Raw genomic sequence first — 19,575 nt, forward strand, 5'->3', positions numbered from 1 at the left:
CAGTGACTGTATTTAGTCTGCTCTCCTTGACCAGACGCAGACGACAAGATGTTTCTTGGCTGATCGGATCTTATCGGTGCCAACAGTTTTTTACTGTTGGTAAACCGCTGCATTCTGCTCATTAGCCGGGCTATCTTCCTGTATCCCGTAACTTTCCAGTTTCAGGCGCATTTGTTTTTCGTCTACCGGACCTTTTTCGATTTCATAGCTGATGACACATATCGCCGGCGAACATTGGTTTAATTCAGTGAGGAAAGCCATGAATGTTTGATCACTTCCAGAACAGACCACCGCAAATTCACAGGTCGCTAAATACTTACCGTCCGGCCCTGCAATTACTTTCTCTTCATTTGCTAAAAAACCTGCATCGATTCTCGTTCCCAGCCGATCATCAATCTGGATATCGGCTGAACCAAACTCCAGTGAAGTCAGGCCGACCTTTGCCGATTCAGCCATTTTTGCCACCGCCTCATACAAGCTGACGGTATCCAGACTTTCCGGCAGATTTCGCTGGTTATCATTCAACTGCTCACCAATTGTATTAAGCTGCTTTAAATAGGTTTCCTCAGTCATTTCGTCCGGCAATTCCAGATTATAGCGTACTTTTTCTACCAGTATCAATCTATTCTCGCGATAAGTTTCATATTTGGGGATCACCAACAAGGCGATCAGAATGACAATCAAAGCCCCAGCGACAATTGCCTTCTCAATCCTTATTTTTTTATTTTTCCGGTGATGCTCCATCGTTTTGGAGGCTTTCTGATCAAATCGCTCCATTTTCCCGCTCTCCTCTTATACCTCAGTCACTTGAATATCTAATGTAAATTCCCACACTTCTTCCCCAATTACTGGTTTATAATCAGCCGCTGTTCCCTCTTTTTTATTGGTGTTAACCATATTAATCGCTTTAAAAATATCCAGGCCAGCGAGCTTTTCTTTGAATTCCATAATCTCTTCTTGCTTTTGTGTTTCTCCCGAAATAATCAACCGCCCATCCTCAAAATTATAGTTTGAAAGTCGAACCCCAGCAGGCAGGACCTTGTGAATTTCGACCATCGTTTGCAGTGGCTGCTCTTTTCTTTTGCTGATGGATTCCAGGATAAGCTGACGATGTTCCAACACCGCTTTTTGATGCGAAAGACTGTCATAAATAACCTGATAATCCGATTTGGTTTCGATTATTGCTTCCAACTCTTCGATTTCATTCCGGCAACGCAGATCCAAATAAGCCAAAACCCCATAAATCATCAGCACTCCCAGAACTAATCCAAGAAAAATCATTTTGCCATTACTTTTGGGCTCACTTTCTCGCTTCTTTTTTCCCGGAACAACCGGCAGTAAGTTCATTTCCTGCTTCATAGTAATTTAACACGCCCACTGTTCTGAGCACTTTTTATCAACCCACATACGCAGGGTGTAATTAAACAAAGTTCGGCTTTAGAGATCAATCTGGGAAAAATCAGATCCTCGTTCTCATCCAACAGAAAATAAGTTGGTTTTATTTCTTTGTTCGTCCATCGCTTTAGATATTCCAGCACGCCACGATGCAGGCTTTCTCCCCCCATTAGATAAATGTTTCCATTTTCTTCGACTTTTTCACCGCCCAAAGGAGGCAGTAATATTTGCTTGGCCGTTTTAATAATCTGTTGCAGATAAGCTTCCCCATCCCAATCTTTTTCCAACCTGATCCGATGATTTTCGCTGAGTGAATCCCCCTGAAAATAAAAGAATCGGGTGCTTTCTTTTCCCATATCAATGATCAGCGTTTGCTGATCCGCGGTCTGATTGATCAGTATGTCAAATGTATAAAATTGAGGAATAATTGCATTTAAACCACAGCCGTTCTGTCTGAAAATTCTTGTGCAATAACCCAAAAACGTTTTTCTTACCGCCACGCCCAACACATCCAGATTTTTGTCATTCATGCCCAGGTATTCAAGCCATTGAGTACGCTCCCGGGCCAAAAAATCGATCCGCCAATATTCCATATTTTCTGATGTGAGCTGCTGCATCTGCCAAAAAATGGCATCTTCCACCTCAGCAATCGTCATCATCGGAAAGGTAAATGTTTCAACCATCATTTCCTGATGGTTGATTAATAGGATCACCTCATCGTTACGGCGATGTCCTCTTAACAGCGATCGCAAAAAACCCCTGGTTTTTGGTTTCTTATTCGAATCGACGTTAGACCAGATTTGTTCCAATGTCTTTTCAATCCGAAAATCCTTAATTTGCACCATTCCTGACTCATCTATACTCCCAACAACCATTTTTGTCAGTGCTTCACCCAGATCGACAACCCAGAGCTTTTTACTCTTTTTCAAAGGATCATACCCCTCCCAACATTTTCCAGTTAAACCTCACAATCTGACCCGACGGCGCTCCTGTCACTTCAGACCGTAATTCTATTTCACCACTAAACGCTTTTTGATAGGTCCGAAATTGACTTGCTACTTCCACAAAACGCAGCTTTTCTGATGTTTTATAAACTCGGATCTCATAATACCCCCCGTTTTCATCTAAGACCTTACCATTTGTGCCCTCATAATTGACATCTTCTTCCAACTCAGCCTGAAGAATAGCCATGGCATTTTTTCCCGTCAGAATGCATAACTCATAATCCTGATTTAAGATATTTGCCTCGAGTTCGGCCGTGCTCCAGGTTAAAATAGAACCTGCCGCTGCGGCCAGAATAGCAATGACGACCAGAACCAGAGGCAGAACAAATCCCTTTTGATTCAAGCTCAGTTTTTTCATACAAATTCCACCGTTCTCCCGTGAAAAATCGTTGTCTCCCGGCAATAGATCGTTCCATCAATGGTCAGATGATATTTTAATATGATTTCCTGATGGGGTCCCAACGTCATCGCGAAATATTGAATACCATCAGCAAATTGACTACTCTGGCCTTTTCCGATCGGATTCAAGCCATCTTTATAAACCTTGTATCGTCTTAAATAACCACTGCTGTATAGATAATAATTATAGTAAAGATCAGGGCTTTCCAGATCCTGAAGATAAACCCGGCCATTCTTAAAATAAATTTTTTCCGATTTCAGCACCTGTTTTTGAAAATACAGCTCCAAATAACGCTCGGTGTAAAATAATTTTTGGTTGGTCTCAGCCTTTTGACTGATTGTATTGGTATAGATCAAACCCGATAACAGCAAACCAAGCACCAATGAGACAACCATTAACGAAGTCAGAACTTCAATAAGCGAAAAGCCATCATTTTTTCTAAATCCCCGTTCACTCATTCGGCCTCCAAAATACCTTGATATGGAATCGTTTATCCAAACTGTTCTGACCCTGATGTGAAATCTCAAGCTTATACAAATTGATGTAACTGTCCTTACTTACTTCTTCCAGTCGATAGTCCGGATATTTGCTATTTAAGACCCGGGTCACTCTTTCTGCGAGGCTTTCAGTTGATGTCTCCTTTAAACTGAGATTAATTTCATCGGCAATGCTATTAATCTCGACTGACTGTTCGAAAATATTTTTGGATACCATCTCTGTTTTTATGGCCATTCCGTAAAGCCCCAGAATTATCGCCAGACCAAATCCGCAAACCGCAATGGCAATAATCGCTTCAATAATGGTATACCCATTTCGCGACTTTGTGATCTGCCGGAGCCCAGATTTGATACTATGGTTCATTTAAGTAAATCCTTCCATTTCCCAGTTGAACAATTATTTTTCTGATCATCCCATTATGCCCCTGTAGACTGAGCGTCCCAGCCCGGGAAACCGTTCCATGATCGTAAAAGATCAATACATCTCCGGCCGTATAATCGCCGGCAAAGGTCATTGTTTCGACCGGAATATAATCGCGATGAATCACCCCGTTGATGGTCCAGATAATCTGTATCCCTGCATCCCGAAAGCGGACCTCTCTCCGATAGCCATCCATAATCGATTCATTCTGATACTGAAGTAATGCATATAAAATCTCTTCACACTCAGCTTCATAGGCCGCCTGGCTTAAGGGATCTTGGCTCGAAAAACCAGTGCTGAGCAAGGTCAGGGTGAGCAGCGATAAAATGGCGAGTGCTACCAGTAGTTCCAGCAAGGTGTACCCTGTTTCCTTTTTTAAACACGCACGATTCAACACCGCCATAATTTTCGAAATGTGTGTACTCGTTTTCATATGAGTCAGTCTATCCCTATGAACCGGCTTCTAGCGTAATCTTTTCCGTACTGGGCGTATAGACGAAAATTTTCCCCTTGCTAGCCGGCTTCAATTCCGAATTTTTTAGATACTTGACACGATTCAATTCAGTTACCAGTTCATTAAAGGTATCTATCCCGGCAGGCAGTTCGCCTTTTTCGGCCTGATACAGCTCAACTGCACTTTCAACAATACGGATATTAGCCTGATCAGTTTTTTCCTGAGAATTTTCGAGAACACCAGTGAATCGTGGAATAGCCAACGCCGCCAGGGCACCCAAAATTGCGATCACTACAATCACTTCCATCAGCGTAAAGCCCCGAACATTAATCAGTCTGCCGATCTTTTGTTTGTCAACTGGTTTGCTTTTACTACCCACTTCCAATCTCCTATCTCTTTTTACTTGATACTATCACGATTGGAAATTAAAAAAAAGAGTAAATATTTAGATTATTTACTCTTTTTTCTTCATCGACAGTGGCTATCGCTCATAAATCCCAGGCTTCTTTTAAAATCCCGATTCCCGTATAAATCTGTTCGTCCGTTAATGAACCATAGCCCAATAATACCATGCTTTTATAATTATCGGGCAAACCATGAATAAAGTAGGGTGAAACCGGATAAACCCGGATGCCCAGTGCCAGGGCCCGGCGATACATAGCTTCTTCGGTCAGGCCATTATCAAGCTGCACCAATAAATGATGACCGGCATTTTCACCGGTTATTTTGACTCGACGGCCCCATTGTTTTAAGGCATTCATTAAGACAATGCGCTTGGCCTTATAAATCTTTCGCATTTTATTAACATGTTTTTCAAAAATCCCACTGGCTATAAAAGCGCCAATCATTTTTTGTTCCAGACTGGAAACCGGCGAGCTGATAGCATCAGCAGTTTCCCGATAAGCCCTCAGCAATGCCTCCGGTAAGACCATATAGCTAATCCGGAACGATGGGGCAATCGATTTAGAAAAAGTACCGATATAAATCACCTTGCCATTGTTGTCAATACTCTGGAGTGACGGCAGGGGCTTTTCATTGTAGCGGAATTCGCTGTCGTAATCATCCTCGATTATATAGTTTCCCGCTTCTTGATTGGCAAAATTCAGCAACCGGATTCGTCGATCGATGGGCATGCTCATGCCCAACGGAAACTGATGGGATGGCGTTACATAAACCGCCACATTGGAATAAGCTTGCATCGGTTCAATTTGAATCCCCTTTTCATCAATGTCGACCGAAATAACCGGGTTCCCCATTTTTTCAAAAATATTATATGCCTTCAGATAAACGGGATTCTCCAGCACGACTGATTTATTCCGTCCCCAGAGCAGCCCCAGGATTTGCAACAGATGATCTGTACCTGACCCGATGATAATTTGTTCTTCGGTACAGCGCACCCCCCGGGAGCGATACAGTAAGTCCACCAGAGCCTTTCTCAGCTCCATCTCACCCTGGATATCCGGTTTATTCAATAAACTGCTATCATATTCATTAAAGGTTGACTTGAATATTTTGCGAAAGGCTTCGTAGGGAAAAATACGCTGGTCAATGGCATTTGGTGAAAAATCAATGCTTATCGCTGCAGCTTTTTCTGTTTTAATAATGGGGGGAGGGGTTCGATCTTTTTGTTTTAATAAATAAGTGTCGATCTGGCAAACAAAATAGCCTCGTTTGGGAATGGCCTCAAGGTAACCTTCTGCCACCAATTGGCCATAGGCCGCATCCACCGTGTTCACACTGACCGCCAGATGACTGGCCAGACTTCGTTTGGATGGCAGCTTTTCTCCATATTTCAAGTTACCAGCAGTTATTTCCTGCTTAACAAATTCATATATCTCTACATAAAGAAAGGTATCCTTATTTTTAAACGGTATTGTAAGCATTGCTCCTCCTTATCTGAACCTATAGTTTTTCGACGAACTGACGCTTTGTATAGGTTCAATTTTAACATATAATAAGATAATTTAAAATAAGGAGATTCCAATGCAAATAAAACAAAAGCGGGTTGCCGCTATTCATGATATTTCCTGTGTCGGCCGATGTTCCCTGACCGTCGCACTGCCGATTATCTCAGCCGCCGGGTTTGATACCAGCGTTTTGCCTACCGCCGTTCTGTCAACCCATACTGGTGGTTTTGAAAATTTCACCTATCGGGATTTGACCGATGATATCCGCCCCATTTCTGATCACTGGCAATCTCTTAATCTGGAATTTGACGCTTTGTATAGCGGTTTCTTAGGCTCATTCGAACAGATTGATCTGGTTGCCCATCTCTTTGACACCTTCCAGTCAGAAAAAAATCTGACTCTAGTGGATCCGGTGATGGCCGATCACGGCGAGCTCTATTCTATTTATACCCCCGAAATGGCTAAAGGTATGACCACGCTCTGTGCCAAAGCCGATATCATCGTCCCCAACCTCACCGAGGCCGCTTTCCTGCTGGATGAACCCTACGTGGGCGAGGATTATGATCAAAACTATGTGGAAGAATTATTAGTCAAACTGTCTCAGTTGGGTTCCAAAAAAGTGGTGGTTACCGGCATTTCATTTGACCCCTCCCAATTGGGGGCTGCCACCTATGACACCGAAACGAGAATCTTTGACTATGCTTTCAATGACCGGGTATCTGATTATTTCCACGGTACCGGCGATATTTTTGGCAGCACCCTTCTTTCCGGGCTGCTAAACGACTTTAATTTAAAAGAATCCACGCAGATTGCTGTCGATTACACCAGAGAGTGTATTCTAAAAACAGTGGAATTGGGTCAGGAAAAACGCTATGGGGTCTGTTTCGAACGGGCCATTCCCTACCTGATTAAGCGGTTGGGATTGTAGGGCAAGGGGCACTGCCCCCTTCGTCATCTTAATCACCCAAACTTTTATTCATCGCCCAGCTCTTCGCGCTTCGCTTCCAGCTTTTCATTAATCAACGCATAGGAATAACCCCGGCCCATCAGGCTCTTTTTAATCTTAAACACCAACTCTTTTCCAACTGCGCCTTTATTACTGTGGGTACGCCGATATTTTTCATAATCCCGGTCAAATTTTTCGCTGAGTTTCTTTTTTTCAAATACCAGCTCATCTTCTGATAATTCCAGCGGTTCGTCTTCCAATACCAGGCTTCTAATGATCTCAAGAACCATTTCGGTAGGGTAACCCATTCGTCCCAACTTATCATACAGCTTTTTTTTCTTCTGCACTGAAGTTTGTCCCTTTAACACCCGCAGATTCTTTTTTGCTACCATCTGACAGCATTGATATTCGTCTTCCTTTGAAAAAAGATCTTCCAACGAAAGCAGCAGATCATCGCTGATCCCCCGTTTTTTTAAATCCTGAGTCATCCGCCGGGAACCATAGTAATTGAGATGACGATTGTTTTCGACATAGTTTTTTAAATAAACCACGTCATCAATATATCGGTATTCACCAAGCTTTTTCATCACATCGGTGATTATGTTATCATCAACATTCTTTTTTTTCAGATATTCAACCATTTCACTGCTGGTGCGGGACTTAAACGACAGATATTTTACCGCCATATCCATCGCTTTCTCCCGGGTGATTTCCGCCATCTACTCTTTCCTCCTAAAAAAATCACCCGCCTAAGTCAACAACTGCGGCATTGATAATGACTACCCAGTAACGACATCAGTACGGTAGTATATCGATAACCTCAATCTTGAACCGAAGCCGGTGATTGATCGTTTTTTTATTTTGTACGTGCTTTTAGGGTCGCTAGCATCGCCGCAAAGTCCTTCGTTTCGGATAGCGGCACCATTACCTCCACACATTTTAACTCGCTGATATTTTTGTTGCTATTAATATTCTGGTAAGCATCAATCAGGCCCTGAGCCTCATCCAATGATGTTACTGTCCCTAATTTTTCACCATCCATCATAATAGCGGCACCATTTACAAAAAGCTCAATACCCTTGCTGTTTAAAACATTAACGCAGGTATCAAAATCCATGGGGTTTTCGACCCGGGCCGGAATCAATTCAAACCCATCACCCAAATGAATATTGTCGTAATTGTAGCACGCCGTCAGATTGTTTTCAATCCGCTCAACCGCTGATTTAAAGACACCGGAAGTCTGGACATAGCCAAGACTTTCACCATGATAAAAAACTTCATAACCTTGAGTTTGGGCACTGACAACCCCGACTGATGTCAAAATAAACAAAATCATGATCGTGACAATACTACTACGCTGTCTTTTTCGTTTCCGCCGTATTCGTCGTTTTTCTCTTTCAATCTTTACAGTCTCATCCATTTATTTACCTCTTGTTATTATTCGTTACGTTTTCGTTACATAATGATACCATATCTAAATAAGTTCTGCAATATTTTTTGCAAAAAAAAGGCACCGTTTTTACGGTGCCTAAGACTGCGCATATAACCCAGTATCAACAATTTGCCGATCAGCCACATACATATTAGAATCTATAGATAGTCGCCGGAACTGATGTTGAAGTAATTACTGATCGGCTGGGCCTCATCATTGACCCGCACTTCAAAATGAACATGATTAGCAGTGGACGATCCGGTAGATCCCATGCCGCCGATCCGCTGACCCTGGGTAACAGTTTGGCCTTCCGATACATCCACTGAACTAAAGTGTCCATAAAGAGTCGAAAAACCGTTACCATGGTCAATGATTACGCATTTGCCATAACCACCATACCAGCTGGATAGCGTGACTGTTCCCGATGCTGCCGCATAAATAGGGGTCCCTTCGCTGTTTAAGATATCAACCGCTGCGGCCCGATAATGGTTGCTGTAATATCCGCCATCATAATCCCTGAGAATTTCTCCCACGCGACCGCTGGCCGGAAGAATAAACTGGGCCTGCGGAGTTTCCGCTGCCGGTTCTTCCGCCGGGGTTTCTACTGCAGGGACTTCAACTACTGGAGCTTCAGCTACCGGTTCTGCTGGGGTTTCCACTACAGGGGGTTCTACAGGGGGTTCTGCTGGGGTTTCCACCACTGGCGTTTCCATCACCGGTGTTTCCACCATTGGGGTTTCGTCTGTAATTTCCTCCGCCTGAACTTCCTCAATGACAGCATCTACTACAGGTGATTCAGCTGCCGGTACCTCAGTCGCCGGCGTTTCAACAGCAGCAGCCGGGATTTCTGTCACAGTATTGACCGGGGCTTCCGCCGTTTGATTCGCTGCAGCACTGGCGGTAGTTCTGACTGGCTCGTCGATGGGTTCTTCTTCGACCACGATCTCTGCCGATGCCGTTTGAATGGCATCAGTCTGAGCCACTGGTATCTCTTGCGGAGCAGCCGCAACGGATGACTCAACATTGTTAACTCTGGCTACCTGAACGTCAGGATCTTCACTCTTTTCCTGGGTTCGTATGGCAGTAATGACCTGAGTAACTTCTTCGGTTGTTAGAAAATCCGTTGATCGGGCCGCGCGTATTTCATAATCGCTGCCTTCCCTGTTTCTTCTGCCGCTTTTACCGTCATTCGTTTCGCTTACAGCCGCTTCCAATACACCCAAACAGTCCACATAGCCAATGCTGGTTCCTTTGTAAATAACCTCATAGGCCCGGGTTTGAGCATCGACAACACCTGCTCCTGCCAATACTAAAAAAGTACAAACCACCACTGCGGATCCCCGCAGTTTAAATAGCCGTCTTTTGTCTTTGTTTAAAGTTTCTCCGTGATTGACATGTTCAATCTCTACGAATTCATCATGTTCAACTTGTTGGGTCGACCAATTAAATCGGTACTTTTTTAATCTTGCTCGGATTTTTTCAAAAAAATTCTGAGTTTTTTCCATGCCTCTCCTCCTCGTTACATTTTATTTACAATTATGATACCATATGGTTTTATACTTTACAAGTAGTTTGTATTCTTAATCGCTTTTTTATCTACATATGGTATTCATTTCATAAATCAGGAAGAAAAGTAGTGTTACTAAAAGTTGCTTCAACTATTCGCCGTCATTCCAACCCAAAACTTTAATTAATCGTAATTCCGAATAACCATAGGCACTGGCCGGGTAGTTAATTCGATCCGTCGTATTGGAATTGATCAGATAATCCGCCATGTTTCCGTCGCTATCTTCAATCACATCGGTAACAATAACCGAGTGGAGCCAATCCCCATTATGGCCATATTGCAAAACATCGCCAATTGAGCCGGAAAAGATATTGTCATCAACAACCGCTGCCAGTCCATAACCGTCATTTTCACTGGCATAACTGTAAAACTCCGCCACCCCTGTCCAGGCTGGGCTCCGACCCGAGTCTGATTCGTCCAGATCGACTTCTTCGCCGTACCATTTCCATTGGGAATTGTTGTCACCATCACTATCCATGGGGATTCCTCCGGCCCAGAGGCACTGAGAGATGTAGTTATTGCAATTGCCACCGTAGCTATCATAAATACCATAGTCATCATTTCGAACGACTTCAGTCGGATCTACCCAGGACATCGCATAGTCCACCGCCGCCTCCGCATCATAGTCATTATCGGTTTCGGCTACCCAGCTTTCCCCATCACCTGAATTGAAATCGTCCTTTTCCCAGGATAATTCTTCAATAACTGCCAGGGCCTCGCTGAGCAATTCGTCAGCCACATCCTGGGGATCGTCATAGCTGTCAGCAATGGCTTCTTCTAGCATCAGAAAGCTATCTTCTTCTTTATAATGCTCAGTTATCACATAGCCATTGGCTGTTTCGGTCAGATAAAAGGTATGGGCAATCCCGGCACTGGACGAATCGACATCAGGAATAAACGCAAAATTGACCGTATGATCTTCCAGCAACACCACTTCAACCTCATCAGACTCCGCATCAACACTTGTCACGGTCAAACCACATTGATAGTCAGTCATCTGTAGATCGTTTGTCTGGTTTTGCCGCAATTGGATCAGATAATCCATAGCACTTTGGTTAATCCAGGCATTTTCGCTGGAGGGATCCGCAAATAACCCGGTGATATCGACCGTTTCCAAATTGGCCATGGCCTGAAAATAGGATTCAAAATATTCATTGATCGGTTCAAGCATGGCATCATCCAAGTTTTCATCACTATCCCGAAGTTTTATGACACTACTCGTTTTTACATTACCGCTCTCAGGTTTAGCGTCAAAAATGCTCCCGGTACTGGTGGCGATAGCATATGAATTTGCCGTTACACCCACACAAACAACTCCCATTGCCATTAGGGTCATCAGCACCAGGCCAACCATTGTTCTTCTTCGTTTGTGCCTGATGGCTTTCTTTCTTCTTATCATTTTTCGCACCTCTTCAGCATTTGTAACAATTATATATTCACAATGTGTATTTTTTGTGAACAAACCATGAAGATTTAGAACTAAAAATAATTATCTTATTGGTAATTTACCACCGAACCCTTAAACTCCGACAAAAATTCAAAAAATAAAAAAAAACAGCTTTCGCTGTCATCTTTTAAGTGGTGGTGCCCAAAGGCGGAATCGAACCACCGACACGAGGATTTTCAGTCCTCTGCTCTACCGACTGAGCTATTTGGGCATATATAATTTTTTTTAATTAAAAGCAAAAAAATATGGTGGGCCTTCAGGGGCTCGAACCCCGGACCTACCGGTTATGAGCCGGTTGCTCTAACCAACTGAGCTAAAGGCCCCCAAGTAATTTTAAAAAAAATGGTCGAGGTGAGAGGATTCGAACCTCCGGCCCCATGGTCCCAAACCATGTGCGCTACCAAACTGCGCTACACCTCGATACAATACTTGACTATTATAAATGTTTTTCTACTCGTTGTCAAGGACATTTTATCTTTTTTTCTTTCAGACACTGTTTATCTTTGACGACTTGCTTATTATAGCACGATCAAATACTCTAATGCAAGTCTTTTTTTCACAAAAGAATCAAAAATTTGATTCTTTTGTGAAAAAAGTTAAAATCCCGCTATTTTTCCAGAACGGTAGCTTTAGCAGTATTTTTTTCTTTTTCCCGGCGGTTCAGAAGACCCTCGGCCAGATTAACCGTCCCACTGAAAATTCTAAGCAGGGGATATATATCCAGGATGGTAATTCCCAGAACAATAAACATTGCAGGCAAAAAATCCTGGATCGGTGTCAGGAAAAATAAATCTTCCAGGAATAACACACAACATAAGAACGAAACGGTCATTGCAAAGAATAGTGCCCAGCGTTTATTATCCAGTGGCTGGCACACCCGAAAAAGAATAACTAAGCCAATCAAACCGGTGGAAATCACCGCCAGAGTCGAAATCTGCTGATGATCCAGGGGCAGATAAGCACCGACGATCATGATCATAACGACATTGAAGACTACTGTTAACGCGCCTGGCAGCGATTTTTTCAGAACCTTTTCCAGGAAATTTCCCGTGATCCGGTTCTTATTGGGTTCCAAAGCCAGAAAAACAGAAGGCGCACCAATGGTCAGCGCACTGATCAAGGTCAGTTGAATTGGTACAAAGGGATAGGCCTCATTGGCAATAATTACGATAATAGCCAGCATCAGCGAAAACATAGTTTTCACCAAAAACAGTGATGCTGCCCGGGTAATATTATTAATGACCCGGCGCCCTTCCATCAGAACCCGAGTAAAACTGGCAAAGTTGGAATCAAGCAAGACCAGCTGGGATACCTGACGCACCGCGTCGCTGCCTTCGGCCATGGCGATACTGCAGTCAGCTTCACGTAAGGCCAGAACATCATTGACCCCATCTCCGGTCATGGCCACGGTATGCCCCTGACTTTTAAGGGATTCAATCAAAAGACGTTTCTGTCCCGGAGTTACCCGGCCAAAAACCGAATATGCCTGGGCGGCATTGCAAACATCCTCATCATCAGTGAGAGTGGAAGCGTCGACAAAATTGTCCCAATCCAGCAACCCTGCCCGGTGAGCGACTTGGGATACCGTAACTGGATTATCACCGGAAATAACTTTGATCTCGACCCCCTGGTTCCTGAAAAACTCCAGGGTTTTTTTAGCTTCCTGGCGAATTTTATCCCCCATTGGCAGCAATGCCATGGTGCTGATATTGTCTGGCAGACTGCCATCTTCTTTAAATGGTTCCGGGGCAAAACCCAACATTAAAACCCGGTTGCCTTCGCTGGCATACCGTTCAACTTTTTCTTGAATTTCGTCGTAGCGATCTTTTAAAATAAATTCCGGTGCCCCGATTATGTAGGTTCCCTGCTCCCCAAAAAAAGCGCCGCTCCACTTCCGCTCTGACGAAAAAGGAATCACCCGATCACATTGCCATTTGGGCGCTTCGCCCTTACAGCTTTCACTGAGAGCCCGAAAGGTGGCATTATCATCTTTTAGATTGGCAATCAAAGCCCGGATCGCCTGAACGGGATTTTTGTCATGACAAATGGTTTCCATTGATAGAACTTCCATATTGCCTTCGGTGATGGTTCCGGTTTTATCCAGACAGAGCATATCCACCCGAGCCAGGGTTTCGATGCAATATAGCTCCTGAACCAGGGTCTGATGTTGTCCCAGGCGGATTACGCCAACGGCCAGCGCCACGCTGGTTAAGAGCACTAACCCCTCTGGGATCATCCCGATCAGAGCCGCCACCGTTTGGGTAACGCCCGCCTGAAGCGGCAGCCCCTGGACAATCAGTTGTTTGTAAAGCAGCAGCAGACCGAGGGGAACAATCACGATGCTGATGCTTTTCATGATAAAAGCCAGGGCATTCATAATTTCTGAATTTGGTTTTTTGGCGACCTTAACGGCTTCAACCAGTTTCGAGGCATAATTTTCCAGACCCACCTGAGTCACTTGAACCGTGGCCTGCCCAGATACCACGAAACTGCCGGAAAGAAGGGTGTCCCCAATATATTTCATAATCGAATCCGACTCACCAGTAAGCAGCGATTCATTGACTTCCAATTCCCCTTTTACCACCCGAGAATCCGAAGGGATCTGTTTGCCGGCTTTCAAAACCAAAATATCATCCATAACTATTTTTTCAAAAATGATTTCCTGAGGGTTGCCGTCCCGTAATACGGTAACATGGGGTTGCGAGATCAGTGAGAGCTTATCAATGGTTTTTTTGGCCTTAATTTCCTGAACGATGCCAATAAAAGTATTAATGATAACAATGTTAATAAACAGAAGATTTTGAAATGATTGAACAAAAATAACCATCAACGCCAGAATGATGTTAAGCATATTAAATAAGGTTAAACTATTATCTTTGATAATTCTGCCAATGGTTTTTGTTTTGGATTGGGGTTGGATATTAACCTTTCCGGCCGCTACCCTTTCTTCAACCTGGGCTTGAGTAAGTCCAATTTCTAGGTTGATATTATTTTCCATTGATTCCTCCCGGTAATTTATTCACTGGTGCGATTATATCACCACAATCTTAAAATACCTTGTAGCGACCCATGTCCTGGAATACCGATCGTGAAATATACAGCAAACGTAGTACCGACAATTGTTACATCATGATGTACGCATCGGAGCGGACACGGCGTAGCCTGTCCGATTCTGCGCGCAGGCAACGAGCCATTCACAAGCTTGCTTGTAGTTGGCGACTGCCCGCGACCAATGCGAAAGGAGCAAAGCGGATTTCGCATGGCGCAGCGAACAACAGATTAACAATTGGTCGGTACGGTGGTACGGAATCAAACCTCGGTTTTCAGACAAAAAAAGAAGCCTGCCCCAGGGGCAAACCTCTTCATATGTGTAGTATTAATATTTTTTGCTATGCCAGACTTTCTCTGACCACTTGATTAACAAGCTTTCCGTCAGCCCGACCTTTAATCTTCGGCATCAGGGCACTCATAATTTTTCCCATGTCTTTTGCGTCAACTGCGCCGGTTTCTTGAATTGTTTCAGCCACAATTACTTTGATTTCATCAACCGTTAATTGTGTAGGAAGGTAGCTCTCGATGATGGTTATTTCTTCGCGAGCCTGCTGGATTAAATCGTCTCTTTGAGCTTTCTCAAACTCAGCCAGGCCATCCCGACGTTGTTTGAGCTGTTTTGCAATAATTTCCAGAATCTGGTCATCTTCCAATTCCACTTTCTGATCCTTTTCGACTTGTAAAATAGCCGCTCGAATCATGGTAATGGTAGATTTCTTAACCTTATCCTTGTCCTTCATTGCTGTTTTTAAGTCAGCCTGTAATTGATCCTTTAATGCCAATTGGTCACATCCTATCTTTTTTTCATCTTTCTTTTTCTAGCTGCTTCTGATTTTCTTTTTCGCTTTACGCTTGGCTTTTCATAATGCTCTCTTTTGCGAATTTCAGACATAACCCCAGCCATTGCTGTTTTTCTTTTAAAACGTCGCAATGCACTTTCGAGTGTTTCATTTTCTTTGATTTTTACTTCAGACATTTTCAACCCCCCCCTCTAATCCGTTGCTAATTTCCGGTACTGTTAATCAACATGGTATGAGTCAAACTATATTATACGCATTATTTCTTGCGCTGTCAATTATTTTTCAACCGGGAGGCCATAATAATGGTCGGCCACCTAATAAATGATAGTGCAGATGGGGTACGGTTTGATTTCCGTCCTTGCCGCAATTATTCACCAGCCGAAAACCGGTTGCGGCAATCCCCGTTTTCAAGGCAATCCGATTGGCTACCGTATGGAGATGACAGATAATATCATTTCCTGCCGGAACGGATAGAATTGAATCAAAATGTTCTTTGGGAATAATAATCACATGAATCGGGGCCTGGGGGGCAATATCGTTAAAGGCGATGATCAGATCATCTTCATAAACCACATCGGCGGGAATTTCCTTATTGACGATCTTACAAAAAATACAGTCTTGGGACATATCTTCCTCCTAAATTATAGAATCTCCGATTAACTTGTCAGCATATCGACTACTATATGATACCCTAACGCTGATGATTCTACCATTGATTTTTTCGTCGGTCACGAGAAAAACCGGCACATAATTTTTGGTATGGCCTTCATAACCGGCTGCATCGTTGGTTGCTTCAAATAGAACCTCAGCAATCAGGCCATCATTTTTTTTGATAAAGGCCAGCTCCAATTCCCGGGACAATTCTGAGAGCTCATGACTGCGGGCATTCTTAAGGGTTTCATCGATCTGATCAGGGAACGCAGCGGCTTTGGTCCCGGTCCGCCGGGAGTATTTAAACACATGGATCTGGTAAAAACCTACTGCCCTGGCAAAATCCAGAGTCTCCTGAAATTCTGCTGTGGTTTCACCGGGGAAGCCCACCATCATATCGGTAGTAATGGCAGCTAATGGGAAAACCGCCCGGATTTGATTGACAATCTCCAGGTATTCAGCCGTCGTGTAACGGCGGCCCATCCGTTTCAGCACCGTATCACTGCCGCTTTGCAGGGACAGATGAAAATGGGGGCAAAAGCTTTCCAGCCCAGCCAGCCGCTTAAGCCGCTGGGGCGTAATAAATTTGGGTTCCATCGATCCCAGTCGAATCCGTTTGAGTCCTTCAATCCCATCAAGGGCTTCAATCAGGTCAATCAGGTCCGTCTTACTCACATCGGTACCTGTTTGATCCACCCCGTAAGAGGCAATGTGAATACCAGAAAGAATCACTTCCTGATAGCCCATCTCAACCACCCGGTTCACCTCGTCGATGATCTGTTGCTGGTTGCGGCTTCTGACCGGCCCTCTGGCAAAGGGGACAATACAATAGGTACAGAACTGATTGCAACCTTCCTGGATTTTGATAAAGGCCCGGGTTTTACCCTTAACCTCAGAAATCATCAGCGGTTCAAAGATCTTTTCATCCATAATATCTGAGACAAAATCCCGCTGGCTGAGATCCTGAAGGTGGGCATCAATATAGGCCAGGATATCGCCCCGATTTTTAGTGCCAATCATCAAATCCACTTCGACTATTTTTTCGACCTCATCCGGGGCTACCTGTACGTAACAACCCACCGCACAGATAATCGCATTGGGGTTGATCCGCTTGGCTTTTCGCATCATTTTCCGGGATTTCTGATCGCCCAGATGGGTCACCGTACAGGTATTGATGACATAAACATCGGCAACCTCGGAAAAATCGACAATAGTATAACCAGCTGTCTCAAAAATCTCCATCATCGCTTCACTGTCATAGGTGTTGACCTTGCAGCCCAGGGTCATAAACCCGACTTTTCTTTGCACATTATTCATCCTTCTTGTATACACCTCACTTCCAGAAATTCAATTGGCTGAGCACCACCATGCCCGCGGTTTCCGTTCGTAAGATCCGCCGGCCCAGGGTTACGCTGATCACCCCTGCTGCTTTGCAGGCCGCCACTTCCTGGGGATCGAAGCCCCCTTCGGGACCAATGATGACTCCAATTTTCAGCGGTTTATCAGCCCCCTGGCTATTTTCAAATTGTTCCAGTGCCGCCTTCAGGGTCAGCATGTTTTCATCCTCATAGGCTAAAAGCATCAAATCGTAATGGTCAACTTCCGTCAAAATAGCCATTAAGGTTTGGGGTAACCTGATCGCCGGGATAATCCCCCGCTTGGACTGTTTAGCCGCCTCGTAGGCAATTCGCTGCCAGCGTTCGATTTTTTTATCTTTTTTGTCCTTGATCTGGGAAATCGTCCGCAGCGAAGAAAAAGGCACGACCTCATAAACGCCCAGTTCCACGCCCTTCTGGATAATCACTTCCATTTTGGTGCCCTTGGGCAAGCCCTGAAAAAGCGTGATAACGAGCTCCGGTGTTTCGCCCCGGGAGGGGTATTGCCTGATAATGCTACCGGAAACCGTCTGATCTCCGGGGCTGTTCAAGACCACCTGATAGTCGGTGCCCCGGCCATCACAAACCTCAATCTGATCGTCTTTTCCTAACCGTAGGACTTTGGTGATGTGTTTAAAATCCTCCCCGGTAATAACGATGGATGCTTCTGCAATCTGATCGGGTTCCACAAAAAATCGATGCATACTAGTCCCTCTTCTGGGCGACCACCCCAACCCATTCACCCATTTGCTGAACAAAAACAATCTTGAAGTTTTCCGCTTCCAGGGCATTGAGTACATCCGCCAAGCGGTCGATGATGATTCCCGATGAAATAAAAATCCCGTTTTCTTTCAGGTAGGGTTTGATAATGCTCGACAATTCCACGATCGCGGCGGCCAGAATATTGGCCACAATGACATCGGCCTTTTCATCAATGACATCCAACAGATTTCCTTCGCGGATTTCTACCATCCCACCTAATTCATTAAGCTCGGCATTTTCCCGGGCAATTTTAACCGCCAGGGTGTCAAAGTCCACCGCTACCACTTTTTTCGCTTTCAATTTTCCGGCAATCAATGACAGCACCCCAGTACCGCAGCCGATGTCCAGCACCACATCGCCGGGTTTGATATACTCTTCCAGTTTAATGGCACAGAGTTGGGTGGTTTCGTGAGTTCCAGTGCCGAAGGCCATTCCCGGGTCAATATTGATGACAATCTCGTCACCGACTGGAACGTAGTCTTCCCAGGTCGGTTTGATGACAATGCTTTTGCCGACCTTGGTGGGTTTGTAAAACTTTTTCCAGGAGTTGGCCCAGTCTTCCTCTTCCACTTCCGTAATCATCATCTCACAGGCACCGGGATCAAGACCAAAGGTGGGCAGCATTTTTACTGAGGTAATCAGTTTATGTACCGCTTCTTCTGTATCTTCCACCTCACTGAAATATCCCCGCACAATCGAAACATTGGGATCTAATTCGAGAAGTGATTCATCCACAAAATTAACCTTGGGATCTTGTTGAATTAAAAGTGCATCCTGCAATGTCTGAATGGCCACGCCATCCGCCCCCGCTTCATAAAAAGCATTGACCACCGCTTCCTCAGCTTCCAATGTTGTTGTGATTTGAACTTCTTTCCAAAGCATTCCCTTACCTCCAGTTTAATCGTTGTGGTATTATACCACTTTTTCCGCATGTTTAACAATTGATCATTATAACTCATCTTGCTTATAAAAGAAATAGATTTTTTGAGTAATTATTGATACAGAAATTTTTTGTTAGCTTTCTGTAAAATATCGTTAATGGATGTAACGGGTTCCAGTTTAATGCTATAATGAATTTAATTAACATCAAAATACACATAGAAAAGGTGACACGATGGAAACTGAAAAAAAGAACCGCTCGATACAAGAATACGTTCCTGGCAAGCAGGTAACCCTGGCCCATATTATTGCCAAACCCAAAAATGATATCTATATTAAATTGGGCCTGGACGACGAAGCCGCTGATGCCATTGGTATCTTAACCATCACTCCCAGCGAAGCTGCCATTATCGCCGCTGACGCTGCCACTAAAGCCGCCCCGGTTGAAATCGGATTCCTGGATCGTTTCAGCGGTTCCCTGGTAATCACTGGTCGGGTCTCTGATGTGAAAGCAGCCGTCACCGAAATCCTTAATACCCTAAACCATATTTTAGGATTCGACATTCCTAAAATCACCTACTCTTAA

General features: G+C 44.2%; 22 protein-coding genes and 3 tRNA genes. 2 read left to right on the top strand and 23 right to left on the bottom strand.

Annotated elements, in window-relative coordinates:
- Positions 1-90 precede the first annotated feature (90 nt).
- From A3KS_RS0118105 to pdxR, 9 genes are all read right to left on the bottom strand, one after another.
- The gene (locus A3KS_RS0118105; protein ID WP_026396093.1) at positions 91-777 is read right to left on the bottom strand and encodes a hypothetical protein; all 687 of its coding nucleotides are present in this window, start codon (positions 775-777) and stop codon (positions 91-93) included.
- Positions 778-792: 15 nt separating this feature from the next.
- Positions 793-1,347 carry a PilN domain-containing protein gene (locus A3KS_RS0118110; RefSeq protein ID WP_026396094.1) on the bottom strand — a complete coding sequence of 185 codons (555 nt, stop codon included), beginning with the start codon at positions 1,345-1,347 and terminating at the stop codon, positions 793-795.
- A gap of 8 nt (positions 1,348-1,355) precedes the next feature.
- Positions 1,356-2,324, bottom strand: a complete 969-nt coding sequence (locus A3KS_RS0118115) for a type IV pilus biogenesis protein PilM (RefSeq protein WP_026396095.1) — start codon at positions 2,322-2,324, stop codon at positions 1,356-1,358.
- Between the two features lie 4 nt (positions 2,325-2,328).
- Positions 2,329-2,757 carry a hypothetical protein gene (locus tag A3KS_RS0118120; RefSeq protein WP_026396096.1) on the bottom strand — a complete coding sequence of 143 codons (429 nt, stop codon included), beginning with the start codon at positions 2,755-2,757 and terminating at the stop codon, positions 2,329-2,331.
- Positions 2,754-3,257, bottom strand: coding sequence for a prepilin-type N-terminal cleavage/methylation domain-containing protein (locus tag A3KS_RS0118125; protein WP_026396097.1), 504 nt, complete (start codon positions 3,255-3,257; stop codon positions 2,754-2,756). The genes A3KS_RS0118120 and A3KS_RS0118125 overlap by 4 nt, the downstream gene beginning before the upstream one ends.
- Complete coding sequence (locus tag A3KS_RS0118130) at positions 3,250-3,660, bottom strand: prepilin-type N-terminal cleavage/methylation domain-containing protein (RefSeq protein ID WP_026396098.1); 411 nt, start codon at positions 3,658-3,660, stop codon at positions 3,250-3,252. The genes A3KS_RS0118125 and A3KS_RS0118130 overlap by 8 nt, the downstream gene beginning before the upstream one ends.
- On the bottom strand, positions 3,650-4,150 hold the full coding sequence (locus A3KS_RS21955) for a prepilin-type N-terminal cleavage/methylation domain-containing protein (protein WP_035356728.1): 501 nt from the start codon (positions 4,148-4,150) through the stop codon (positions 3,650-3,652). The genes A3KS_RS0118130 and A3KS_RS21955 overlap by 11 nt, the downstream gene beginning before the upstream one ends.
- A 16-nt stretch (positions 4,151-4,166) precedes the next feature.
- Positions 4,167-4,550 (bottom strand): competence type IV pilus major pilin ComGC, encoded by a 384-nt coding sequence (locus A3KS_RS21960; protein ID WP_051355990.1) that lies wholly within the window; start codon positions 4,548-4,550, stop codon positions 4,167-4,169.
- Between the two features lie 109 nt (positions 4,551-4,659).
- A complete protein-coding gene (pdxR, locus tag A3KS_RS0118145) occupies positions 4,660-6,054 on the bottom strand; it encodes a MocR-like pyridoxine biosynthesis transcription factor PdxR (protein ID WP_026396099.1) in 1,395 nt (464 codons plus the stop codon).
- 100 nt (positions 6,055-6,154) lie between these two features.
- Between pdxR and A3KS_RS0118150 the strand changes: the two genes are divergently transcribed.
- On the top strand, positions 6,155-7,006 hold the full coding sequence (locus A3KS_RS0118150; RefSeq protein ID WP_035356730.1) for a pyridoxamine kinase: 852 nt from the start codon (positions 6,155-6,157) through the stop codon (positions 7,004-7,006).
- 44 nt (positions 7,007-7,050) lie between these two features.
- Here the strand turns inward: A3KS_RS0118150 and A3KS_RS0118155 are convergent, their stop codons facing one another.
- The 14 genes from A3KS_RS0118155 to prmA form a co-directional block, all read right to left on the bottom strand.
- Positions 7,051-7,743 (bottom strand): regulatory protein RecX, encoded by a 693-nt coding sequence (locus A3KS_RS0118155; RefSeq protein ID WP_026396101.1) that lies wholly within the window; start codon positions 7,741-7,743, stop codon positions 7,051-7,053.
- 137 nt (positions 7,744-7,880) lie between these two features.
- Entirely contained in the window at positions 7,881-8,444 is a 564-nt protein-coding gene (locus tag A3KS_RS0118160; protein WP_026396102.1) for a hypothetical protein, read from the bottom strand.
- 170 nt (positions 8,445-8,614) lie between these two features.
- Positions 8,615-9,961 (bottom strand): M23 family metallopeptidase, encoded by a 1,347-nt coding sequence (locus A3KS_RS23960; protein ID WP_026396103.1) that lies wholly within the window; start codon positions 9,959-9,961, stop codon positions 8,615-8,617.
- Positions 9,962-10,114: 153 nt separating this feature from the next.
- Positions 10,115-11,422 (bottom strand): amidase domain-containing protein, encoded by a 1,308-nt coding sequence (locus A3KS_RS22950; protein WP_084505075.1) that lies wholly within the window; start codon positions 11,420-11,422, stop codon positions 10,115-10,117.
- Positions 11,423-11,605: 183 nt separating this feature from the next.
- Positions 11,606-11,681, bottom strand: a tRNA-Phe gene (locus tag A3KS_RS0118175).
- 35 nt (positions 11,682-11,716) lie between these two features.
- Positions 11,717-11,793 (bottom strand) — tRNA-Ile (locus A3KS_RS0118180).
- A 20-nt stretch (positions 11,794-11,813) separates the two neighbouring features.
- Positions 11,814-11,890 (bottom strand) — tRNA-Pro (locus A3KS_RS0118185).
- 187 nt (positions 11,891-12,077) lie between these two features.
- Positions 12,078-14,468 carry a cation-translocating P-type ATPase gene (locus tag A3KS_RS0118190; protein WP_026396104.1) on the bottom strand — a complete coding sequence of 797 codons (2,391 nt, stop codon included), beginning with the start codon at positions 14,466-14,468 and terminating at the stop codon, positions 12,078-12,080.
- Positions 14,469-14,859: 391 nt separating this feature from the next.
- Complete coding sequence (locus A3KS_RS0118195; RefSeq protein ID WP_026396105.1) at positions 14,860-15,303, bottom strand: GatB/YqeY domain-containing protein; 444 nt, start codon at positions 15,301-15,303, stop codon at positions 14,860-14,862.
- Between the two features lie 11 nt (positions 15,304-15,314).
- A complete protein-coding gene (gene rpsU, locus A3KS_RS0118200; RefSeq protein ID WP_013379247.1) occupies positions 15,315-15,497 on the bottom strand; it encodes a 30S ribosomal protein S21 in 183 nt (60 codons plus the stop codon).
- 106 nt (positions 15,498-15,603) lie between these two features.
- Positions 15,604-15,948: a histidine triad nucleotide-binding protein gene (locus tag A3KS_RS0118205; RefSeq protein ID WP_026396106.1), complete on the bottom strand. Its 345-nt coding sequence runs from the start codon at positions 15,946-15,948 to the stop codon at positions 15,604-15,606.
- A 9-nt stretch (positions 15,949-15,957) separates the two neighbouring features.
- A complete protein-coding gene (gene mtaB, locus A3KS_RS0118210) occupies positions 15,958-17,289 on the bottom strand; it encodes a tRNA (N(6)-L-threonylcarbamoyladenosine(37)-C(2))-methylthiotransferase MtaB (protein WP_026396107.1) in 1,332 nt (443 codons plus the stop codon).
- A 16-nt stretch (positions 17,290-17,305) separates the two neighbouring features.
- Positions 17,306-18,052: an RsmE family RNA methyltransferase gene (locus A3KS_RS0118215; RefSeq protein WP_026396108.1), complete on the bottom strand. Its 747-nt coding sequence runs from the start codon at positions 18,050-18,052 to the stop codon at positions 17,306-17,308.
- A gap of 1 nt (position 18,053) precedes the next feature.
- Entirely contained in the window at positions 18,054-18,992 is a 939-nt protein-coding gene (gene prmA / locus A3KS_RS0118220) for a 50S ribosomal protein L11 methyltransferase (RefSeq protein WP_026396109.1), read from the bottom strand.
- Positions 18,993-19,224: 232 nt separating this feature from the next.
- Between prmA and A3KS_RS0118225 the strand changes: the two genes are divergently transcribed.
- Positions 19,225-19,575 carry a BMC domain-containing protein gene (locus A3KS_RS0118225; protein ID WP_026396110.1) on the top strand — a complete coding sequence of 117 codons (351 nt, stop codon included), beginning with the start codon at positions 19,225-19,227 and terminating at the stop codon, positions 19,573-19,575.

This window comes from Acetobacterium malicum subsp. dehalogenans DSM 11527 (assembly GCF_000472665.1).
In the GTDB taxonomy this organism is placed as follows: domain Bacteria; phylum Bacillota; class Clostridia; order Eubacteriales; family Eubacteriaceae; genus Acetobacterium; species Acetobacterium malicum.